The sequence below is a fragment of the Trinickia sp. EG282A genome (assembly GCF_040965455.1).
Classification (GTDB): domain Bacteria; phylum Pseudomonadota; class Gammaproteobacteria; order Burkholderiales; family Burkholderiaceae; genus Trinickia; species Trinickia symbiotica.
The window spans coordinates 236,408-258,197 of the sequence record NZ_JBFRCC010000004.1 but is presented as its reverse complement, the minus strand read 5'-3'; the positions used below and the strand labels follow the sequence as shown (position 1 = coordinate 258,197).

Below are 21,790 nucleotides of genomic sequence, written 5' to 3'. Positions count from 1 at the left end.
TATGCCCAACCGAACCCTTTACCAAAAGCTCGTCGATTCGCACGTGGTATCGCGTATCGATGGCGAGAACGTCTTGCTGTACGTCGATCTGCATCTGATGAACGAGTACACGAGCCCGCAAGCTTTCAGCGCGCTCGATGCTCGCGGCCGCACGGTGCGCCGTCCGCGCCAGCAGCTTGCGGTCGTGAGCCACATTATTCCGACACATGCGGAATCGCCGCGCGTCATTCGCGATGCGGCGTCGCTCGTGCAGGCGGACAACCTCGCCCGCAATTGCGAGCGCGCCGGCATCCGTCTTTTCGCCGCGAACGATCCACTGCAAGGCATCGAGCACATCGTCGCGCCGGAACTCGGGCTGATCCGCCCCGGCATGGTCGTGCTTTGCGGCGACAGCCATACGACGACGTACGGCGCGCTCGGAGCGCTCGGCTTCGGCATCGGGACTTCGGAGGTCGAGCACGTGCTGGCGACGCAAACGCTTGTCTATCGGCTCGCGCGAACCATGCGCATCACGATCGATGGTGCGCTGCCTTACGGCACATCGGCGAAGGACATCGTCATATGGCTGATCAGCCGCATCGGCGCACAAGGGGCACGCGGCTACGCGGTCGAGTTCCGAGGATCGACGATCGCTTCGCTTTCCGCTGAAGCGCGCATGACGCTTTGCAATATGACGGTCGAAGCCGGCGCACGGGCCGCGCTGATTGCGCCCGACGAGACGACTTTCGACTATGTGCGCGCTCACACGCCTTCGCTCGATGAAGCAGCGTGGCGAGCAGCGGTAGACGACTGGCGCGGCCTTTACTCCGACGCCGATGCGCACTTCGACGTCGAGCACCGGTTCGACGCGCGCCACATTGCGCCCTTCGTCACCTGGGGAACGAGTCCGGATCAGGCCATCGCGATCGACGAGCCGATTCCCGATGAAGCGGCGCAGCCAAGCCCCGAAGCGGCCGCATCGCTGCGACGCGCGCTCGTTTACATGGGACTCGAAGCCAACCGGCCGCTCGCGGGCACGCGCATCGACCGTGTCTTCATCGGTTCGTGCACGAACGGGCGCATCGAGGATCTGCGCACGGTCGCCGCCATCGTGCGGGGCAAGCGCGTGGCTGAGGGCGTGCGAGCGATGGTGGTGCCGGGCTCCGGCAGCGTGCGCCGCGCAGCCGTTCAGGAAGGCATTGCTGAGACGCTGATCGAGGCAGGCTTCGAATGGCGCGAACCGGGCTGCTCGATGTGCCTTGCAATGAACGACGACGTGCTGGCACCCGGCGAGCGCTGCGCGTCGACAACCAACCGCAACTTCGAAGGCCGCCAGGGACGCGGCGGCCGCACCCATCTGATGAGCCCGGCAATGGCGGCGGCCGCCGCGATAACCGGCCGCATCACCGATGTCCGCACGCTCGAGGCCCACGCATCATGAAGCGACTGACGACCATTGAAGGCAGCGCGGTGCCGCTGCCCATCGACAATCTCGATACCGACCAGATCATGCCCAAGCAGTTTTTGCGCATCATCGACAAGGCCGGTCTCGCGGATGGCTTGCTCTACGACTTGCGTTTCGACGAATGTGCCGCGCCCCGCGCGGACTGCGTGCTCAATAAGTCCGCTTACGCGAACGCGCGCATTCTGCTCGGCGGGGCGAATTTCGGCTGCGGATCGAGCCGCGAGCACGCAGTGTGGGGGCTGCAGCAGTTCGGCTTCGACGCTGTGATCGCGCCGAGTTTTGCGGAGATCTTCTACTCGAACGCGATGAACAACCGCCTGCTTCTCGTCCAATTGGAACGCGACGCCGTCCATGCGCTGGTACGTGAAGCGACCCGGACGCCCGGTGCGTCGTTGCTGATCGATCTCGAAAGCCAGACCGTGAGGTCGGCCTCAGGCAGCACCTACACCTATCCCATCGGCGCGCGTCACAAGCGCATGGTGATCGACGGTATGGACGCGGTCGATCTCACGCTCGCGTCGCTTGCCGACATCGAATCGTTCGAACGCGCGCACTTCACGCGGCATCCCTGGGCACAGGTGATGTAAGCGCCACCGCGCCGATATTCTCGCAATCCGCAATGCCGATTCCCTTCCGCGAGAAGAAGGGGGAGCATCGCTTTGCCTCTAAAAATGGAGGAGACATGAAACGCAAGCCGTTCTATACCGTCCTATATGTGCAGGTGCTGGCGGCCATCGTTGCCGGCGTGGCGCTCGGGCACTTCGCGCCCCAGGTTGCCGTCGCTTTAAAGCCGCTCGGAGATCTCTTCATCAAGCTCGTGCGCATGATCATCGGCCCGGTGATTTTCTGTACGGTGGTCACGGGTATCGCCGGCATGCAGGACATGAGGAAAGTCGGGCGCGTCGGCGGCAAGGCGTTGCTCTATTTCGAATTCGCGTCGACGCTCGCACTGGCGATCGGCTTGCTTGCCGCGCATCTGCTTTCGCCCGGCGCGGGCTTCAACGTCGATCCGGCCACGCTCGACGCGAGCGCGGTCAAGGGCTATGCGGCGCAGGCCGCGCACGGTGACGGTATCGTAGGCTTCATCGCGCATGTGATACCGGATACGTTTCTCGGCGCGTTGGTTCAGGGCGATATCCTGCCTGTGCTGCTGATCGCCATGCTGTTCGGGACTGCACTCGCGCTGCTTGGCGAGCCAGCCGCGCCCGTGACGCAATTGATCGAGACGTTATCGAAAGCGTTCTTTCGGATCGTGAGGATGATTACCAGTCTCGCGCCGATCGGCGCCTTCGGTGCGATGGCGTTCACGATCGGCCGCTATGGCATCGTCTCACTGCTGCCGATGCTCAAGCTTATCGGCGTGTTCTACCTCACCGCGTTTTTGTTCGTCGCAATCGTGCTGGGCACCATCGCGCGTTTGTGCGGCTTCAGCCTATGGCGATTTCTCGCGTATATCCGCGACGAGCTGCTGATCGTGCTCGGCACGTCGACGTCCGAGGCGGCGCTGCCTCAATTGATGGACAAGCTCGAGCGGCTCGGTTGCCCACGTGGTGTCGTCGGGCTCGTCGTGCCAACCGGGTATTCGTTCAACCTCGACGGCACCAATATCTATATGACATTGGCAGTGCTTTTTCTCGCGCAGGCGACGAATACGCATTTGACGCTGGCGCAGGAGGTCACGCTATTGCTCGTCACGATGCTGACCTCCAAGGGATCGACGGGGGTGACGGGCGCGGGTTTCATCACCCTCGCCGCGAGCCTGTCGGTCGTGCCGACGGTGCCTGTCAGCGCCATGGTGCTGATCCTCGGCATCGACCGATTCATGTCGGAGTGCCGGGCGCTGACGAATATCGTCGGCAATGGCGTTGCGTCGATCGTCGTGTCGGCCTGGGAAGGCGGTCTCGATCGGAAGAAGCTCGCCGTGGCGTTGAGCCCGGCCGATCTCGAACGAGGCCGTGTCGACTCGAGACCGGCGAGCGTTCTCGAAGCGAGCGCTTCGGATCGAAAGGCCTCTCTCGCCAGGGACTAGTCGGAATGGATCAACGCAGTTTTATTCCCGTCAGTCTTCGGCTCGGACGCCCGCGCGCGTCAACAGCCACTGCCTGAACGCCGCAACTTTCTCAACGCGGGATTCGTTTTTTCGGTAGGAAAGAAAGTGCGTTTCCCGTGCGAAGCGCACGAACGCGTCGCTGCGTATTTCGACAAGATCGCCGCGCGCAATCTCGCGTTCGGCGAGCCGCGTGCTTTCGAGCACGACGCCCATGCCGTCGGCCGCGGCAGAGATACCGAGCGCCGCGCGATCGAACGAAGGGCGAGGCGTTGCCGGCATCTCGAGCCCGTTAGCCGCGAACCAGTCGGACCAGGTAATGCGGCTAAGCTGTGTATCGATCAGCGTCAGCGCGCTCATGCGTCGCGCAGCGGGCATTTCATCGTCGAGCAAAGCGGGAGAGCAGAGCGGCACGATCGCTTCGCGCCCGAGCGGAATCGTTTCGACGCCGGGGCGATCGAGTGCACTGCCATACGAAATCTCGATGTCGACTTCCTGAACGCGCGTGAGGTCGAGCGGTTCGGCGCCTGTCGACAGACGAATGGTGATGTGTGGGTGAGCTCGATTGAACTCGGGCAGCTTAGGCCCTAGCCACTTGACCGCAAAGCTCGGCGCGCAATGAACGACGAGTACCTGTGCGTTGGGCGCGAGCGTCACTTCGCTGCAAGCGGCTTCCACCGCATCGAATACCCGGGTCAGCGTTTCCAGTAGCCGCACTGCCTCGGGCGTGGGCTCGATGCGCCGGTTGCGGCGCAAGAACAGCGCGCGGCCGAAATATTCCTCGAGCTCCTTCACCTGGTGACTGATCGCCGAAGGCGTCAGATGCAGCTCCTGCGCGGCGAGCGCGAAGCTCTCGAGCCGTGCGGCTGCTTCGAACGCGCGCAGCAGCACGAAATTCGGCATTCGCCTCATGCTTTTCCCTGATAGGTGAATGCAATTCATGCTTTCATGAACAACCATCGTTTGTCAACGCGGTTGGCTCCGGACGACCATGTGCCTACCCAATGTCCACATGTTCAAAGGAGCCGACATGTCCGAAGTGATGGAAGCCCCATCGAAAGCGATCGATCTGAAAGGCCGCGTCTCGATCTATCAGCCTGAGCAAGAAGGTCTGATCTTTCCGCAATTGCCGGTGTTCGAAAGCCATGCAGAGCACAGGCAGCACCTGAAGGAACGACTCGTCGGCGCGTGCCGTGCGTTCGCACTGCAGGGATTCGATTACGGCTTCGCCGGCCACCTGACCGTGCGCGACCCGGAGAATCCCGGCCTTTATTGGACGAATCCGATGGCCGTGCATTTCTCTCAGGTCAAAGTTTCCAATCTCATTTGCGCGGACCACGAAGGCAACGTCGTCGAAGGCGAATACGCGATCAATCGCGCCGGTTTCGTGCTGCATGCGGCGGTTCACGAGATGCACCAGGACATCGTCGCGATGTGTCACGCGCATACCGTGTACGGCACCGCGTTCGCGTCGCTCGGCAGGAAACTCGATCCCATCAGTCAGGACGCCGCCGCGTTCTTCGAAGACCACGTCGTCATCGGCGAGGAAGCCGGGCAGGTTGCCGTCGAGGTGAAGGCGGGCCACAAGGTCGCGCATGCATTCCGGGGCGTCAAGGCGGCGATTCACCAAAATCATGGCCTGTTGACGGCAAGCCGGCACAGCATCGAGTCCGCCGCGTTCTGGTTCATCGCGCTCGAACGCTGCTGCCGACAGCAGCTGATGATCGAAGCCAGCGGCATCAAGCCGCGCTTCGTGACCGAAGAGCGTGCCCGCTACAGCCGCGAGCATGTCGGCAGCGAGTACATCGGATGGTTGCACTTCCAGACCATCTGGAACGAGCTCGTGAACACGCAGCCCGATATGTTCGACTGAGCGCCGGGCATCGCGTCACTGCGCGGCGGGCAGCGCGAGGTGCGCGCCTGCCGCAACGAATCATTACACGACGGAGACATCCTCATGAGTTCGATCAGCCAGGACGTGTATCTGCAACGTCTGGAAGCAGGCACCTATGCGAAGGTCGCATGGCGCTTGATTCCGTTTTTGTTCTTTTGCTATCTGTGCGCTTATCTCGATCGCATCAACGTCAGCTTCGCGAAGCTGCAGATGCTCCAGGATTTGGGGATGAGCGACGCGGTCTATGGACTCGGCGCGGGGATTTTCTTCGTCGGCTATCTGCTTTTCGAAGTGCCCAGCAACCTCCTCCTGCTCAAAGTCGGGGCGCGGCGATGGATCGCGCGGATCATGGTGACGTGGGGTGTGATTTCTGCGGCGATGATGTTCGTATCGACTCCGACGCAGTTCTACGTCGTGCGCTTCCTGCTCGGCGTGGCCGAGGCGGGCTTCTTTCCCGCGATCCTGCTCTACCTGACCTACTGGTTTCCGGCGGGCCGGCGCAGCAAGGTCACGGCGCTGTTCATGACGGGTATCCCGATGTCCGGCGTGCTCGGCGGTCCGCTGTCCGGTTGGATCATGCATTCGATGAGCGGCACGCATGGCCTCGCGGGATGGCAGTGGTTGTTCCTGCTCGAAGGCATACCGACAATGATCGTCGGTGTCGTTGCATTCTTCTATCTGGACGACAAGGTCTCGGGTGCGCGCTGGCTGACCACGGACGAGCAAGCGACGATCGAAGCGGATTTGCAGGCGGAAGCCGGTCATCACAAGCTGCACTCGTTGCGCGACGGTCTCGCGAGCCCGCGCGTGCTCTTGTTGTCGGCGATCTACTTCTTCTTCACGATGGGGCTATACGGCGTGAGCTTCTGGCTGCCGTCGCTCGTGAAGGCATCGGGCGTCTCGGGCACGTTGAACATCGGCTTGCTGTCGGCGGTACCGTATGCGGCCGCGGCAATCACGATGGTAGCCGTCGGACGAAGCTCGGACCGCCATGGCGAGCGCCGCTGGCACCTTGCCGTTCCGGGTGTCGTGGGCGCGCTGGCGCTCTGCGCGAGCGTCGTCTATGCGCACGATACAGTGATCGCGATGATCGCGCTGACGGTCGGCACGATGGGCGTCATCACCACGATCTCGCAGTTCTGGACCGTGCCGCCCGCCGTGCTTCAAGGTACGGCCGCCGCCGGCGGGATTGCGCTGGCGAATTCGGTCGGCTCGATCTCCGGCGTGGTGAGCCCGTATCTGATCGGTTGGCTGCAGACGTCGACAGGTTCGACGGGGAGTGGGGTCGTTGGCATCGCCGCCAGCATGGTGGTCGGCAGCGTGCTGACGCTGACGTTGCGCCGTGCTCATGTCAATCATCGCGTGCGGCGCGGTTGATCGAAGCTTCTACGCTGTCAGAATCTCGCCGAGCCGCGCGACCAGATTCTGGCGGGCGCGGCTCGCATGCAGTTCGGTCAGCTCGGCCGCGCGCGCCGGATCGCGCGCTGCGATTGCCTCAGCGATCGCCTGATGCTCGTCCCAAATCGAATCGCGCAGCCGCGACGATTGCAGCACGGCACCCATCACGCGCCGCAAATGCACCCAATGCAATTGCGCGCTCTCGACAATCAGCGGATTGCCTGACGCTTCATAAATGGCCTGGTGAAATGCGATGTCGGCATCGATCATCGCCTTGACGTCCTTGCCCTTCGAAACGAGCCGCCCGCGCATGATGAGCGCATTGTCGATGATCGCGCCGCGCTCCGCGGCGAGCTTCGCCGCGAGCGCATCGAGCGCGCCGCGCACCTGATAGAGCTGGCTGGTCCGCTCGACGTCGAGCGGCGCCACTAGTACGCCACGCCCCGGCGCGTCTTGCACGAGTCCGTCCTTCTTGAGCAGGCGCAACGCCTGCAACACGGGCGAGCGCGAGACGGCGAACTGTTCCGCGATCTCTTCCTGCGTCAAACGCGTGCCGGGCGCGAGCGATCCGTCGCTGATCGCGTCTGCCAACACCCGATACACCTCGTCGACGTAGTCGGGGCGCGTCTGAATTTTTTCGAACTTGAGCGTCATGAGCAAAGTGCCTCTGTGCTTTGGATACAGACTACAAGCGCATTGCTAAGACGTCAAGCGTACGCGTAAACCCATATTGGCCTGCCCTCAGCGTTCGCTTAATCTCTGTATACAGAGTTCGGTATCCGTACTCAGACATCTAAGTCGCAGCGGCAATAGGGATGTCTTCGTTCACACAGTCACGAGGAGCGGTCATGACAATCAAGTCGGAGCAGATGGAAAAGGGCAGCAGTGCAGGCGGCGCGGTGGTGAAAAAGCTGATCCCGTACGGCGGCTACTACACGAACAAGGTGCCGGGGCACGACGTCGAGTTGACCGAGACGGGCCCCGGCACGCCAATGGGCGAATACATGCGCCGTTTTTGGCACCCTATCTGCATGTCGATGGAGCTGACCGATACGCCGCGCTTCCTGAAGATCCTGAGCGAGGAACTGGTCGCGTTCCGCGATGGCAGCGGGCGCGTCGGCGTATTGCACGCGCATTGCGTGCATCGAGGCGCCTCGCTCGAGTATGGCGCGATCGAGGAGCGCGGCATCCAGTGCTGCTATCACGGGATGGTGTTCGATGTCGACGGAACCTGCCTTCACGCGCCATTCCCCAAGGGCGAAGAGGCGGAAGCGGAGAAATACGCATGCTCGATCCGTCAAGGCGCCTATAAGGCCGTCGAGCGTAACGGGCTCGTGTTCGCCTACATGGGGCCGCCGGACGAAGAACCGCCGTTCCCCGAGTGGGAGGGCAATTTCACGGTGCTGCCGACGGACGAACTCGTGCCCTACAGCAACTTCCAGCACTGCAACTGGCTGCAGGTTCAGGACAATGCGGCCGACAACTACCACACGGCCGCCCTGCACGCCGGCAAGAACGTGGTCGATGGCCATTACCAGGGCACGACGTTCGACGAAGTGGGCGCCGCCTCGATGGAAGTGCCGCCCGACATGCAGTTCATCCCCGTGCAGCAAGGCCGTAGTCTTGCTTGCGCGGGCGCACGTCGGGCCGACAAGGATCATCTGTTCGTTCGCGTGCAGCACCAGGTTCTGCCGAATCTGAGCCTGCACGCGTACACATCCGAAGATGGCTTGAACAAGAAGCTGTTCAGCCGTTTCCATATGATCCGCTGGACGGTGCCTGTCGACGACGAGAACAGCAAGATGATCGGCTGGCGCGTGATGGGGCCGGGGATCGACACGCGCGGCGTCGGCAACAAGGAACTGGTCGGCTATGAAACGATCGACTTCCTCGAGGGACAGGTGGCGATGCGCAGGCCCGAGCGCTTCGGCAAGTACAAGCTCGAGGACATGCCGCCGATTCCGCCGAACCATCGAGAGCGTGCCAACTATAAGGACGCGCAGTATGCACCGGGCGATTACGAGGCAATCATCAGTCAGCGCCCGATCGCCGTCCATTCGCTCGAGCATCCCACCAAGTTCGACGCAGGGCTGTATCTGTTCCGCAAAATGTTGCGCGATGCCGTGCGCGGCACGAATCCGGCCGCGGGTCCCGCCGAGTTCGCGCAGTGGCTGCGCGATGTCGGCGCAACGCCGAACAGCTATTGCTCGGGCAATGTCTTCGAGATTCCCGAGGGAGCGACCGTCGAAGAGGAGGTCGCGCAACGCCGCCGCATTTCAAAAGCGGTGGTCGCGATTCTCACGGAGAGCGATCGCTTGAAGGGCGAAGAGCGGGCGGCGTTCGTGCGCGCAAAGATGGAGGAACTCGAGAAGTCGGCGCGCAAGTGAGAGCGATACGCGGCACTCATTGGGCCAGCGCATTGAAGCCCCTTGGGTGCCGCCTCGGTCCATGGCGCGCGGGCAGAATCCAGTCGCAAGGAGAGATCAATTGACAGCAAGTAATCAGGCCGCGACGGCGCCCTCGTCGACACTCGAGCTTTTTGTGCGGCAGATCCGTTACGAAGGCCGCAATATCCAGTCTTATGAGCTGGTCGATCCGGATGGCCGCGAATTGCCGCCGTTCACGGCCGGGGCCCATATCGACGTGCATCTGTCGAACGGGATCGTTCGGCAGTATTCGCTCTGCAATTCGCCCGGCGATCGTCGGCGTTACGTCATCGCTGTGCTGCGCGATGAAAAAGGCCGCGGCGGATCAACGGCCGTTCATGAGCAGCTGCACGTACAGGATCGGCTGCGGGTCAGCTATCCGCGCAACAACTTCGAGCTGGCGGCGGGGGCGCGCAAGATCATCCTGCTCGCAGGTGGAATCGGCGTGACACCGTTGAAGTCGATGGCGCATCAGCTCGCCGCCGCGGGCGATGTCGAGTACGAGTTTCACTATTGCGCACGCGAGGCCCAGTGCGCCGCGTTCATGGAGGAATTGAAGGCGCTGATCGAACCGCATCGACTGCATTTTCACTTCGATGGGGGCGAGCCGTCACGAGGCCTCGACATCGGAGCGCTATTGCGCGACGAAGCGCAAGACGGCACGCACGTCTACTATTGCGGACCAGCCGGCTTCATGCGCGCGTGCGCCGAGGCATGCGGGAATTGGCCGACGGCCGCCGTCCACTGCGAGCACTTCAAGGCGCCCGAGCGCGCGAGCGCGCCTGAGAGCCGAACACCCGGCGAATTTACGGTTGAAATTGCCAGCACTGGGCAACGCCTGCCCGTTCCTGTCGACAAGAGTATCGCGGCTGTGCTCAAAGCTGCGGGCATTGCCGTGCAAACGTCCTGCGAAGCTGGCTTATGCGCGACGTGCAAGGTTCGTTATTTAGCCGGAGAGGTCGAGCACCAGGATTGCATCCTCGATGGCGACGACCAGCGGAATTTCCTGACGATTTGCGTGTCGCGCGGGAAGAGCGAACTGTTGGTGCTCGATTTGTAGAGCCTCTACCGTTAGCGCTGCTTCGCCGTCACTTCGATTTCAATCTTCATGCGCTCGTCCAACAGGCCGGCCTCGATCATCATCGCCGCCGGCCGCGCATTCCCGAGATAGCGGCGCAAAACGGGCCAGCACGCCTTGAAATCGTTGCGGTCAGGCAAAATGTAACGGACGCGCACGACATCGTCGAACGTCGCGCCTGCCTTGCTCAGCGCGTCGCCAATGTTGCGCATGCATTGTTCCGTCTGCTCCACGATGTCGTCGGAGATGGTCCGCGCCTGGTAGTCGAATCCGGTCGTTCCGGAAACGAAGACCCAGTCGCCCTCGACAACGGCCCTGCTGTAGCCAATGAGTTCCTCGAATTCCGATCCCGATGAAATCCGCTGTCGCTCTGTCATGAAAGCCTCCGGCTGTTGATATGCGGCCGAGTGTAGACGCTGGGGAGTTCCTCGTCCAATGCGGCGGGTTCGAGCGATTCTCATTAAGAGGGACGACGGGCTCCGATCGACGGCCCCCGAAGTGAGTGATAATCACGCCTGCGCCCGCATATTCCGGAGATTTTCCATGAGAAGCATCGACGATCCTCTGCACGACAAAGAGGTAGGCGTTGCCGATGTTACGCAGGACACGACCCGCATCGACGACGTCCGCATCGGCGCCGTCCGTCCGCTCATTTCACCCGCGCTGCTGCAGGACGAACTGCCGGTATCGCCCGAAGTGCAGGCGCTCGTCGAGCGCAGCCGCGAAACCATCGGCAACATCCTGCACGGCCGTGACGATCGGCTGCTCGCCGTGGTCGGTCCCTGCTCGATTCATGACCACGACCAGGCCCTCGACTATGCTCACCGGCTCAAAGCCGCGGCCGATGCACTGAAGGACGACCTTTACATCGTCATGCGCGTCTATTTCGAGAAGCCGCGCACGACGGTCGGATGGAAGGGCTATATCAACGATCCGAGGCTCGACGGGAGCTTCCGCATCAACGAAGGGCTGCGCTGCGCGCGGCAACTGCTGCTCGATATCAATGGCCTCGGGTTGCCGGCGGGTACCGAATTTCTCGACCTGCTCAGTCCGCAATACATCGCGGACTTGATTGCCTGGGGCGCGATCGGCGCGCGCACGACCGAGAGCCAAAGCCACCGTCAACTCGCATCGGGCCTCAGCAGCCCGATCGGATTCAAGAACGGCACCGACGGCGGCGTGCAGATCGCCGCCGATGCGATCGTCGCGGCGCGTGCGAGCCATGCCTTCATGGGCATGACGAAGATGGGCATGGCGGCGATCTTCGAAACGCGCGGCAACGACGATGCGCACGTCATTCTTCGCGGCGGAAAGAAGGGGCCGAATTACGACAGCGCCAGCATCGTGGATACTTGCGGCGTATTGAAGGCGGCGGGTCTGCGAGAGCAAGTCATGGTCGATTGCTCGCATGCGAATTCGGGCAAGTCGCATATTCGCCAGATCGAAGTCGCGCAGGATCTGGCGCGACAGCTTTCGCAGGGCGAACAGCGGATCATCGGCGTCATGATCGAGAGCAATCTCGAAGAGGGCCGCCAGGATTTGAAGCCGGGCGTGCCGCTGCGGTACGGGGTTTCGATCACCGACGCCTGTCTGGCATGGTCGCAAACGGAGCCTGTCCTCGATCTGCTGGCGAACGCGGTTCGCGAGCGGCGCAAGGCAGTCAGCGGCCTTTCTTCGTCGAACTGGAAGTAAACGCGGCAACCGCTTCCCGGAAAGCGACGCTGCCGTAAACTTCTTCGATCAGGTCCTCGTCGTCGAGCCGCTGCTCGACGACGATGCGACGCAGGCTTTCCTTGACCACCTTTTGCGTGACCGCCGAAAGTGCCATGAGCCGTTCGGCGAGCGTGCGCGCCGCAGTCTCGAGCGCATCCTGCGCCGAAACCTCATAGACATAGCCGCAATCGAGCGCTTCGCGCGCCGTCAGGTAATCCGCGAGCATCAGCATTTTCTTCACACGAGGCACGCCGAAGGCTGCCTGCAGCCGCGCGATATTGCGCGACGAAAGCGTATTGGACAGGGTCTTCGCGATCGGTGCGCCGAACCGCGAAGTATCGCTGCATACCCGGAAATCGCACGCGGTCGCGAGGGCCAGGCCACCGCCGACGGCCCAGCCGTCGATGACGGCGATCGTGGGTACCGGAATCCGTTCGACGGCGCCGATCACGCGTTCAATAAGGGCCTCGTAGGCCACGCCCTGGCGGCCCTCGCGAAAGTCCTTGAAGTAGCCGATGTCCGTCCCCGAAACGAACGACTTTCCACCGGCGCCTCTGAGCAGGATGCAGCGCACATCGCGGTCACGTGCGCATTGATCGATGAGCGCGAGCAGCGACTCATACATCGCAATCGTCATGGCATTGTGCCGTTCGGGGCGGTCGATCACGATTTCCGCCGCACCCGACGGGTGCACGACAAGCCCGATCTCCTCGCTCATGACGCTCTCCTCTTGATCTCCGCGAAAATCTCGTCGTTGTGCTCGCCGAGGCGCGGCGGGTGGCGGCGCACTTGTTGCGGCGTGCCGAGCATTTTGACGGGGAAGCCGATGTTCTTGACCTTGCCCTCGACCGGATGATCGATTTCCATGCGCATGCGACGGTGCTGAGCGTGCTCGCTCTCGAAGGCCTCGGGATAGGAGAGGAGCGGGCCGGCCGGGATGCCGGCAGCGAGCAGGGCGTCGACCCAATCGGCGCTGTCGCGCCGGGCGAACTCCCGCTCGAGAATCTCGATCATCGCCTCGCGATTCTTCAGGCGCAGCGAGACGGTTTCAAAATCCGGATGCTTCACGAGGTCGGGGCGCTCCAGCAATTCGCAGAGCCTGGTCCATAGCTTTTGGTTCGTTGCGCCCATGACGAAATAGCCGTCGCGCGCCTTGACGGCCTGATAGGGCGCGCTCATTTTATTGCCGGTGCCGAGCGGAGCCGGGGGCACACCCGTGCCCCAGTAATCCGACATCTCCCAGATCGCGAAGGCCATCGCCGAATCGAGGAGCGACGCGTCGATATGCTGGCCGACCCCCGTCTTCTGAGCACCGATGTAAGCGGAGAGCAGGCCATAGACGGCAAAGAGCGCGCAACCGAGATCGGCGACGGGCACCCCGCATTTGACCGGCTTTCCACCTTTATAGCCCGTCACGCTCATCACGCCCGACATGGCCTGCGCGATCAGGTCGAAGCCGGGCCGCGAAGACCAAGGCCCGCTTTGCCCGAAACCAGAAATACTGACGTACACGATTTTCGGATTGATCTTGCGGATCGATTCATAATCGATCCGCAACCGTTGCACGACACCCGGCCGATAATTCTCGACGATGGCGTCGGCGGTCTTCGCCAGCTCGTAGAAGGTCTCGCGCCCGTCGTCGCTCTTGAGGTCGAGCACGATCGAGCGCTTGTTTCGATTCAGGTTCAGGAAGCCCATACTGTCGGGGCCCTTCATCTTGAAGCCCATCGCACTACGCGTCTGGTCGCCTTCGGCCGGTTCGACCTTGATCACGTCCGCGCCGGCATCGGCGAGCATCATGCAGGCGAACGGACCCGCCATGACCTGGGTTACGTCGAGTACGCGAATCCCTTCCAGCGGCAACTGAGCGGCTTTCGTCATTTGGCGTCTCCTCCCAATGGGAATGGGTTGTACGCCCAACTGTCCGCCAGGGCGGCGCCTCTCGCAAGCATCGGCGCATCATGCCTGATTTCGCCGATTGCGAAACCTCGCCGCGCTATTCGGCCTGCGAATGGGCGAGAAGCTCGGCAACGACGTTGCGCAGTGTTTGCTCTTGTGCGTGCCAATCGACGGCAGAGAGGACGTAACTGCGGTGATGCCAGTCGCCTTCGAGCTGCACTGAGCCGAGCGTTTCCTCGGGATGAAAACTGCGCAAGACCTCGGGCGGCATCAAACCGACGCCGAGACCATGGCGCACCATGGCCAGCATCGTGTCGAACCCGTTCGCGGTGAAATTGTTGGGGAAATGCCGTCCGCGGCTCCGATAGGCGCGTTGCAGCGCGGACAAGATCGCCGATCCCTTTCCAAGACTGACGATCGGAATATCGAGAATATCGTCGATGCCGAGGGGCTTCTCGGCGAATCGAAAATGCGGCCGGCTATAAACGAGCACGAGCCGGTCTTGCCTGTACAGTGACTGCGGTAAATCGAGGAAGCCGCTCTTCTTCTCGTATATGCCGATATCGATGACTTTGTCGCGCAGCAATTGCTGCACGATTTTACTGTTCTCCTCGACGATTTTCAGGCTGATGCCCGGGTACTTGCGCTGAAGGCCGGCAATGTCGCGAGCGAGGAATTCGATGATGACGGCTTTGGGCGCGCCGATAATGATGCGTCCGTCGAGACCGTGCTGGAGCGCTTGCGCATCGCCTTCGAGGCGGTCGACGAGATTGTCGATTTGCCGAATGTATTGGAGCAGCTTGTCGCCGGCTTCCGTGATCTGGACGCCATGAGGTACCCGCCTGAAGAGTGTTGCGCCGAGCTGTTGCTCGAGGTCGGACACGCGGCGCGATGCGGCCGCGACGGCGAGATTCAGTTTGTCCGCAGCTCGCGAAATGCTGCCTTCCTCAACGATGGCGAGGACCAGCCGGACGGTGGTCGTGTCGATTTTCACTATGGCTCCGGGGTGGGCGATCGATTCGCCAGACGGTTGTAGCACGCGGACGCGCGAATGACGAGCGCGCTTCGGTTCGCGCGAAGTCGTCGCCGGCGGCGATGACATACACAGCGATCGATCATCGCCTTCGTCGACCCCCTCCTCGCCTTACTGCCATCGTCGATAGCTTTCTGAAAGCTCGTTGTCATTACCGATTCTTACCGATGGCCCACATTCAGCCCTTTACGCAGTCCCGTTCTGTTGCATAACAAGGAGGCAGGAATGACAAATGGCAAGCGGCGGTCTTTGTTCGGCGCGCTATTGGCAACTGGCGCGATTACAGTGGGTGTTCATCCGGCCGCGCACGCGGAACCGAAGCCCGATGTGAAGCACGTGCTGCTAGTCAGCATCGACGGCCTGCACGAGCAGGACGTTGCGCGCTGCATCAGCGCGAACACGTGCCCCAATCTCGCGGTGCTCGCCCAATCCGGCGTGACCTACACGAATGCATACACGCCTGGCTTGTCGGATTCGTTCCCCGGCCTCGCCGCGCTCGTCACGGGCGGCTCGCCGAAGAGCGCGGGCCTCTTCTATGACGTGTCGTACGACCGCACGCTTTACGCCCCCTCGGACACGACCTGCTCGGGCAAGCAGGGGTGGAACGTCGTATTCGATGAGACGACGGGCATCGATGCCGAGAATGGCGGCGCGCTGACCCATCTCGACGGCGGCGGCGCCTTCAATCCGCAGGCGATTCCGCACGCGCTCGTGGGCGGCTCCTGCGTGCCGGTCTATCCGCACAACTACGTCAAGACGAACACGATCTTTGAAGTCGTGAAAGAGCACGTTGCGGGCGCACGCACGGCATGGGCCGACAAGCACGCATGGGGCTACGACTGGCTGAACGGGCCGTCGGGCAAGGGCGTCGACGACCTCGCGCGCACCGAGATCAACTCGATCGATCCCGCGACGGGCACGGACTACACCGACGTTTATTCGCACACCGAGAAGTTCGACAACTACCACGTGCAGGCGATCATCAATCAGATCGACGGCAAAAACTCGACGGGTACGGCGAGCGCTTCGGTGCCGACGCTCTTCGGCACGAATTTCCAGACGTTGAGTGTGGCGCAGAAGGCACCGGTCGCCAAAGGCGGCGGCTACCTCGACGCCAGCTTCACGCCCGGCCCGGCCGTGACGAATGCGATCGCCTATGTCGACGATGCGCTTGGCCGCTTTGTTTCCGAGCTGAAGCAACGCAATCTCTATTCGAGCACGGCAATCATCGTCACGGCGAAGCATGGCCAATCGCCGACGGATCACACGAAGCTCGTCAAGAATGGCGATACGTTGACGAAACTGCTCGAAGCCAACAACTACCTGGACCCGAACGGCAATTTCGGCCAGAACAATACGGCGAGCGGCAACCTTAATGACGGTACGGGCCTCGTCGGCACGGGCTTTGTTCAGACGGATGACGTCGGCCTCATCTGGCTGCGCGACCGCAGCCAGTTGAACGCCGTCGTCTCGACGCTCAACGCGAATCTCGGCTGCAATGCGCCCGGCATCTGCGCTGACGGGCCGCAAGCGTACATCCTCTCTGGGTCTCGCCTCGCGGAGCGCTTCGGCGATCCGGCGGCGGGACGCACGCCCGACATCATCGTGCAGCCGAACCCCGGCGTCATTTATACGTCGAGCACGAAGAAGGACGAAGAGCACGGCGGTAACGCGCCGGACGATAGCCATCTGGGGCTCGTCGTCTCGTTCCCCGGCATTCGTCACGCTCGCACGATCGATGCGCCCGTTCACACGACTCAGGTGGCGCCGACGATCCTGCGTCTGCTCGATCTGAAGCCCGAGTTTCTGCACTCGGTCGCGCAAGAGGGTACGCGTGCCTTGCCGGGGCTGGGCCTGGGTCATGGGCACGAGCACGACGAGTAAGAGAAGCCGAAGCACACGATCGCCGCGCCGCGCTGCGCCGCGCCGCCGCTCACAAGCGAACGCCGGTCTCCGGCTTGCGTTGGCGATCGAATCACCTGTGTGTCATGCATGCTTCGCCTATCATGGTTCAGATCGAATCGATGCGGTACTGACCGCATTCGCTGAACCGCAGTGATAACTGGCGAAGGTGAAGCAGCATGACCACTCAATTTGACGCGATCATCATCGGCACCGGCCAGGCCGGGCCGGCGCTCGCCGCCCGGCTGTCCTCGGCGGGGATGCAAGTTGCTATCGTCGAGCGCAATCTCTTCGGCGGCACTTGCGTGAACACGGGCTGCATTCCAACGAAGGCGCTCGTCGCGAGTGCCTACGCGGCCCATCTCGCGCGTCGCGCGAGCGATTACGGTGTGACCATAGGCGGTGCCGTCGAGGTCGACATGAAGCGCGTCAAGGCGCGCAAAGACGAGATCTCGGGGCGCTCGCGCAAAGGCGTCGAGCGCTGGCTCAAAGGTCTTGCGCGCTGCACCGTGATCGAGGGTCACGCGCGTTTCGAATCCGCCGACACTGTACGCGTGAACGACGAATTGCTTACGGCGAAGCGCATCTTCATCAACGTCGGGACGCGACCGTTCATTCCCCCGATGCCGGGGCTCGACCAAGTCAACTATCTGACAAATTCGACGATGATGGATCTCGACTTCCTGCCCGAGCACCTGATCGTAGTCGGCGGCAGTTATACGGGTCTCGAGTTCGCTCAAATGTACCGGCGTTTCGGCAGCGCGGTGACGGTCGTCGAGAAAGGCGCGCGACTGATTTCGCGCGAGGACGAGGACGTCTCGAAGGCGGTGGAAGAGATCCTGCGCAACGACGGCGTGGGAATCGAAACGCACGCGGAGTGCATGGCGGCCGAAAAGCGCGGGAATGGAATCGCCGTCAACCTCGATTGCAAGGAAGGCAAACGCGAAGTCGTCGGCTCACATCTACTGCTTGCAGTGGGGCGAACGCCGAACACGGACGACCTCGGGCTCGAACACGCGGGAATCGAGGCCAACGACCGCGGCTATATCACGGTCGACGATCAATTGAATACGAGCGTGCCGGGTGTGTGGGCGCTCGGCGACTGCAACGGACGGGGCGCCTTCACCCATACCTCGTACAACGACTACGAGATCGTCGCCTCCAACCTACTCGACGGTGAAAACCGCAGCGTGCGCGACCGTATCGTCGCATATGGTCTCTACGTGGATCCGCCGCTCGGGCGAGCCGGGATGACGGAGAACCAAGTCCGCGATGCGGGCCGCAACGCGCTCGTCGGCATTCGCCCCATGACACGCGTGGGCCGCGCGGTCGAAAAGGGCGAGACGCAGGGCTTCATGAAAGTCACGGTCGATGCCGATACCAAAGAGATTCTTGGCGCTGCGATTCTAGGGGTGGGCGGCGACGAAGCGATCCATTGCCTTCTCGATGCGATGTATGCGAAGGCCCCTTATACGGTCGTTCAGCGTGCCGTCCACATCCACCCCACCGTCTGCGAGTTGCTGCCGACCTTGCTCGGCGATTTGAAGCCAATGACTGAATCGCCGGCCGATCGATCCGAAGATTGACCGCGAGCCAGGCGCCTCGTGATCCGCGGCCCACGCGGCGGCCCTCCAATTACCGATCCCAATGTGCGTGACATCACACAGCGGAGTAACTTTGTCCTGCGGATCTTGCCGCCCCATTATCATTACGCAGCGTTCCCGACGCGGCCGGCAGGCGGCGAAGATTTCGCGGGAATGGTCTGATCGATTAGGAGTGCGAATGTACGGAGACGTGTTGGATCTCGTGAGAAAGATCCGCCGCAGCGAGGGATTCAAATATTTCGTCGGTACGCCTGCGCGCCTTGCGGTACATACCAGGCAGCGTCTCAACAAGGATGTCTTCTCGATCGATATCTACGAGGTATCCGGATTCTTTTCGGTGTTGCAGATGGTGCTGTTCGTCCTCATGCATTGCGAGACAAAGCATCTGACTCCCCGGATCTCCGCGCGCGGAAAGATCTATGGAGACCCCGACGGGAAGGTCGACTGGTTCTCGGAGCTCTTCGAGACGGTCCAGAAGCCGCGCGCCGCGTTGCAGCCCGGACAAATCCGGACGTCCAAAGTCAACGATCTGGTTCACCTCGGCTTACGCAACAAGTATGAAAAAAAGCTGAGGATCGAGAGCGCGAGCAAGTTGTTTCTCTCGCATTACCGTCCCGCCGCGCATATTGCCGAGGAGGTGGCGGCGATCAGCCAGGCACTGGAGCTCGGCGAATCCACGCTCGCGGTTCACTATAGAGGCACGGACAAGAGGCTGGAAGCCGAGACGATTTCGTGGGAGCGCTTTTGCACGCTCGTCGCGTCCGTCCTTGATTCACATCCGCATTTGACGAGCATTTTCATTTCGAGCGACGAGCCCGAGTTCATCGATTATTTTCTGGACTGGCCGTTTGGCGTGTGCGTCAAGGTCGCGCCGGCCAAATACCTGGCGAGCGGCAATGTGCCCGTGCATTTTGCAGGCTACCCCGGATTGGAAATCGCTCGTGAAGCACTGCTGACTTGCCTGCTGCTCTCGAATTGCGGATTTCTCGTGAAGACGCCGTCGTATTTGTCGGCCTGGTCGAAGATATTCAATCCCGCGTTGCCGGTTGTACTCGCTTCGCCCCCTCGTCGCGACGCCTTCTGGTTTCCCGACAGCGAGCTATGGACTGAGGCCGCAGTGCATGCCGGAGCGGCTGGAGATTCGATCGGCGAGGAGTTCGTCGCCGCACAGCTCACCACGAATGCCGAGTAGCGTTGGAGGATCCGTTGCTTAGCGAAGCGAACGGCCTCGTCTGTGATGACGGTGCCTGTGGCATTCCAACAACGCAGCAGTACCGCTGCCGCGCCGCGCGGCAATGCGATTGTTCCAGACATCCGACTGTCACGATTTTTTTACTTGCAGGAGCGGAAGTACCGCGCATAGAATCCGCCCTGTTTTCCAACAGAGGAGTCCTTCGTGGACGCATGTAGTAGTCGATCTTGTCGGCCGGTGAGAGCCGGCAGCCATTTCGCAATCGTGCGTTAGCGACGTCTGATCTCCTGTGCCGCTGACCGTGATTGCAGGGTCAGCGCGCTTGTTTCGGGACCGATGCCCACGGTCCTTCTCGAGCCGCTTCCTTTTTGTTCGACCGTTCGCCGCGTGCTTCGGGCGCGTGCCAGTGTGCATCGACGTTGCCGGTCGCGCCTGCTGGTTCGCGGACGCATGAACCGGCGCGGTTCAAATCCCTATCGAGAAGACCAATGATATTCGTTCGCCAAACCCTGCCAATTCTCCGTGACAGCGCATCCATGCCGGTTCGTCGCGTCTCCGCGTTTGCCGGCGCCGCCTTCGCGACGGTGACGCCGTCCTATTACGCAGGGGCATTGCTCGCGTTCGCGCTCAGCGCGGGCGCGGCTATGCCCGCTTATGCGGAATCCGCGTCGGAGGCGGCCAGTGCGGAAACGCAAAGCACGGCTGTTTCGGCGCCTGTCGTCGCGGCGGCTTCCGCGCCCGCCGAGGCGGCCGCACACTCAGCCGAAACAGCCGCGGCCCCCGCATCTGAAACACCTGCAGCACCGCCGGCCCCGACCGGGTTCTGGGAGCGCTCGAACCTGCTGGGCGATATGGGTGGACTGCGGACCTGGCTGGGCAACTACGGTGTGACGTTGAACATTCAGGAAACGAGCGAGCTTTTCGGAAACCTCACGGGCGGGTTCAAGCGAGGTCTTGCCTACGACGGCGCCACACAGGTCGGCCTCAATGTCGATATGGACAAGGCGTTCGGGATCAAGGGCGGTCAGTTCTTCGTCGACGCGTTGCAGATCCATGGCCGCGGCATCACCGCGTCGCACCTCGGCGCGCTGCAGAGCGTGAGCGGCGTCGAGGCCGAGGCCACGACGCGCTTGTGGGAACTTTGGTATCAGCAGTCGCTTGGCGACAAGCTCGACGTGAAGGTCGGTCAGCAAAGTCTCGACCAGGAATTCATCGTCAGCCAATATTCGGCGACGTTCGTGAACGCGACGTTCGGCTGGCCCGTGCTGCCCGCTGCCGATATGCCCGCCGGCGGACCCGCTTACCCGTTGTCGTCGCTCGGCGTGAGACTGCGTTTCAAGCCGACGAATTCGTTGACCGTGCTGGGCGGCATCTTCGATGGCAATCCGGCGCCCGGCACTGGCGACGTGCAGAAGCTGAACGCCAGTGGCACGACGTTCAATCTGCACAACGGTGCACTCTTGATCGGCGAACTCCAGTACGCGATCAACCAGCCGCCGGCCGACGGCTCAGCGTCGCCACAACCAAGCGGATTGCCGGGCACCTACAAGATCGGCTTTTGGTATAACAACGCGCGCTTCTCCGATCAGCACTACGACAGCGCCGGCGTCTCGCTGGCGAGCCCGCTCTCGAGCGGTGTGCCCGCGACGCATCGCGGCAACTGGAGCGTCTATGCCGTGGCGGATCAGATGGTCTGGCGCCCGAGCCCCGACAGCCCCCGGTCGTTGGGCGTGTTTACTCGCGCGATGGGCGCGCCGGGCGACCGCAACGTCGTCAATTTCAACGTCGATGCGGGCGTCGTGTTGAAGGCGCCGTTCAAGGGGCGCGACAACGATTCGGTCGGCCTTGCTGTCGGCTATGCGAACATCGGTGCGAGCGCGAGCGCCCTCGATCGCGACACGGCCGCATTGACCACGCCCGGCTATCCGGTGCGCTCCGCCGAAACTGTCGTCGAGGCCACGTACCAGTATCAGGTGGCGCCATGGTGGCTGTTGCAGGCGGATTTCCAGTACTTCTTCCGGCCGGGCGGCGGTATTCCGAATCCGAGCGAAGGCGGTGCGCGAATCGGCAATGAAGCGGTGGTGGGGTTGCGGACGGTCGTGACGTTCTAAGTTGCCGCGTTGTCGAATTGCCGGCGCCTCGATGCTTCCCTTCGATAGC

General features: G+C 62.2%; 18 protein-coding genes. 12 read left to right on the top strand and 6 right to left on the bottom strand.

All coding sequences use genetic code 11. The features are described 5' to 3' along the window. Position 1: 1 nt before the first annotated feature. From leuC to AB4Y31_RS20425, 3 genes are all read left to right on the top strand, one after another. Positions 2 to 1,420, top strand: coding sequence for a 3-isopropylmalate dehydratase large subunit (leuC, locus tag AB4Y31_RS20435; RefSeq protein ID WP_368675518.1), 1,419 nt, complete (start codon positions 2 to 4; stop codon positions 1,418 to 1,420). Further along, complete coding sequence (gene leuD, locus AB4Y31_RS20430; RefSeq protein ID WP_368675517.1) at positions 1,417 to 2,031, top strand: 3-isopropylmalate dehydratase small subunit; 615 nt, start codon at positions 1,417 to 1,419, stop codon at positions 2,029 to 2,031. The genes leuC and leuD overlap by 4 nt, the downstream gene beginning before the upstream one ends. A gap of 95 nt (positions 2,032 to 2,126) precedes the next feature. Continuing rightward, entirely contained in the window at positions 2,127 to 3,473 is a 1,347-nt protein-coding gene (locus AB4Y31_RS20425; RefSeq protein WP_368675516.1) for a dicarboxylate/amino acid:cation symporter, read from the top strand. Positions 3,474 to 3,503: 30 nt separating this feature from the next. Here the strand turns inward: AB4Y31_RS20425 and AB4Y31_RS20420 are convergent, their stop codons facing one another. Beyond that, complete coding sequence (locus AB4Y31_RS20420; RefSeq protein WP_368675515.1) at positions 3,504 to 4,403, bottom strand: LysR substrate-binding domain-containing protein; 900 nt, start codon at positions 4,401 to 4,403, stop codon at positions 3,504 to 3,506. Positions 4,404 to 4,521: 118 nt separating this feature from the next. On the opposite strand from AB4Y31_RS20420, the gene AB4Y31_RS20415 reads away from it, so the two are divergent. Both AB4Y31_RS20415 and AB4Y31_RS20410 read left to right on the top strand, forming a co-directional pair. After that, entirely contained in the window at positions 4,522 to 5,364 is an 843-nt protein-coding gene (locus tag AB4Y31_RS20415; RefSeq protein ID WP_368675514.1) for a class II aldolase/adducin family protein, read from the top strand. Between the two features lie 84 nt (positions 5,365 to 5,448). After that, complete coding sequence (locus tag AB4Y31_RS20410; RefSeq protein ID WP_368675513.1) at positions 5,449 to 6,762, top strand: MFS transporter; 1,314 nt, start codon at positions 5,449 to 5,451, stop codon at positions 6,760 to 6,762. Positions 6,763 to 6,771: 9 nt separating this feature from the next. On the opposite strand, the gene AB4Y31_RS20405 is transcribed toward AB4Y31_RS20410, so the two are convergent. After that, positions 6,772 to 7,437, bottom strand: coding sequence for a GntR family transcriptional regulator (locus AB4Y31_RS20405; protein WP_368675512.1), 666 nt, complete (start codon positions 7,435 to 7,437; stop codon positions 6,772 to 6,774). 194 nt (positions 7,438 to 7,631) lie between these two features. Between AB4Y31_RS20405 and AB4Y31_RS20400 the strand changes: the two genes are divergently transcribed. Continuing rightward, entirely contained in the window at positions 7,632 to 9,170 is a 1,539-nt protein-coding gene (locus AB4Y31_RS20400; protein ID WP_368675511.1) for a Rieske 2Fe-2S domain-containing protein, read from the top strand. Positions 9,171 to 9,270: 100 nt separating this feature from the next. Then, the gene (locus AB4Y31_RS20395) at positions 9,271 to 10,269 is read left to right on the top strand and encodes a 2Fe-2S iron-sulfur cluster-binding protein (protein ID WP_368675510.1); all 999 of its coding nucleotides are present in this window, start codon (positions 9,271 to 9,273) and stop codon (positions 10,267 to 10,269) included. An 11-nt stretch (positions 10,270 to 10,280) separates the two neighbouring features. On the opposite strand, the gene AB4Y31_RS20390 is transcribed toward AB4Y31_RS20395, so the two are convergent. After that, entirely contained in the window at positions 10,281 to 10,664 is a 384-nt protein-coding gene (locus tag AB4Y31_RS20390; protein ID WP_018440114.1) for a RidA family protein, read from the bottom strand. Positions 10,665 to 10,830: 166 nt separating this feature from the next. Here AB4Y31_RS20390 and AB4Y31_RS20385 point away from each other — a divergent pair, with 166 nt between their 5' ends. Continuing rightward, positions 10,831 to 11,979 carry a 3-deoxy-7-phosphoheptulonate synthase gene (locus AB4Y31_RS20385; RefSeq protein WP_368675509.1) on the top strand — a complete coding sequence of 383 codons (1,149 nt, stop codon included), beginning with the start codon at positions 10,831 to 10,833 and terminating at the stop codon, positions 11,977 to 11,979. Here the strand turns inward: AB4Y31_RS20385 and AB4Y31_RS20380 are convergent. From AB4Y31_RS20380 to AB4Y31_RS20370, 3 genes are all read right to left on the bottom strand, one after another. Continuing rightward, a complete protein-coding gene (locus AB4Y31_RS20380) occupies positions 11,948 to 12,718 on the bottom strand; it encodes an enoyl-CoA hydratase (protein ID WP_368675508.1) in 771 nt (256 codons plus the stop codon). The genes AB4Y31_RS20385 and AB4Y31_RS20380 overlap by 32 nt on opposite strands. Next, the gene (locus AB4Y31_RS20375) at positions 12,715 to 13,881 is read right to left on the bottom strand and encodes a CaiB/BaiF CoA transferase family protein (protein ID WP_368675507.1); all 1,167 of its coding nucleotides are present in this window, start codon (positions 13,879 to 13,881) and stop codon (positions 12,715 to 12,717) included. The genes AB4Y31_RS20380 and AB4Y31_RS20375 overlap by 4 nt, the downstream gene beginning before the upstream one ends. Before the next feature lie 115 nt (positions 13,882 to 13,996). Further along, entirely contained in the window at positions 13,997 to 14,893 is an 897-nt protein-coding gene (locus AB4Y31_RS20370; RefSeq protein WP_368675506.1) for a LysR family transcriptional regulator, read from the bottom strand. Between the two features lie 264 nt (positions 14,894 to 15,157). Here AB4Y31_RS20370 and AB4Y31_RS20365 point away from each other — a divergent pair, with 264 nt between their 5' ends. From AB4Y31_RS20365 to AB4Y31_RS20350, 4 genes are all read left to right on the top strand, one after another. Continuing rightward, positions 15,158 to 16,816: an alkaline phosphatase family protein gene (locus AB4Y31_RS20365; RefSeq protein WP_368675505.1), complete on the top strand. Its 1,659-nt coding sequence runs from the start codon at positions 15,158 to 15,160 to the stop codon at positions 16,814 to 16,816. Positions 16,817 to 17,013: 197 nt separating this feature from the next. Further along, positions 17,014 to 18,420 carry an FAD-containing oxidoreductase gene (locus AB4Y31_RS20360; RefSeq protein WP_368675504.1) on the top strand — a complete coding sequence of 469 codons (1,407 nt, stop codon included), beginning with the start codon at positions 17,014 to 17,016 and terminating at the stop codon, positions 18,418 to 18,420. Between the two features lie 196 nt (positions 18,421 to 18,616). Beyond that, positions 18,617 to 19,630 (top strand): hypothetical protein, encoded by a 1,014-nt coding sequence (locus tag AB4Y31_RS20355; protein ID WP_368675503.1) that lies wholly within the window; start codon positions 18,617 to 18,619, stop codon positions 19,628 to 19,630. Between the two features lie 644 nt (positions 19,631 to 20,274). Further along, complete coding sequence (locus AB4Y31_RS20350; protein ID WP_368675925.1) at positions 20,275 to 21,741, top strand: carbohydrate porin; 1,467 nt, start codon at positions 20,275 to 20,277, stop codon at positions 21,739 to 21,741. The last annotated feature ends 49 nt before the right edge of the window (positions 21,742 to 21,790 follow it).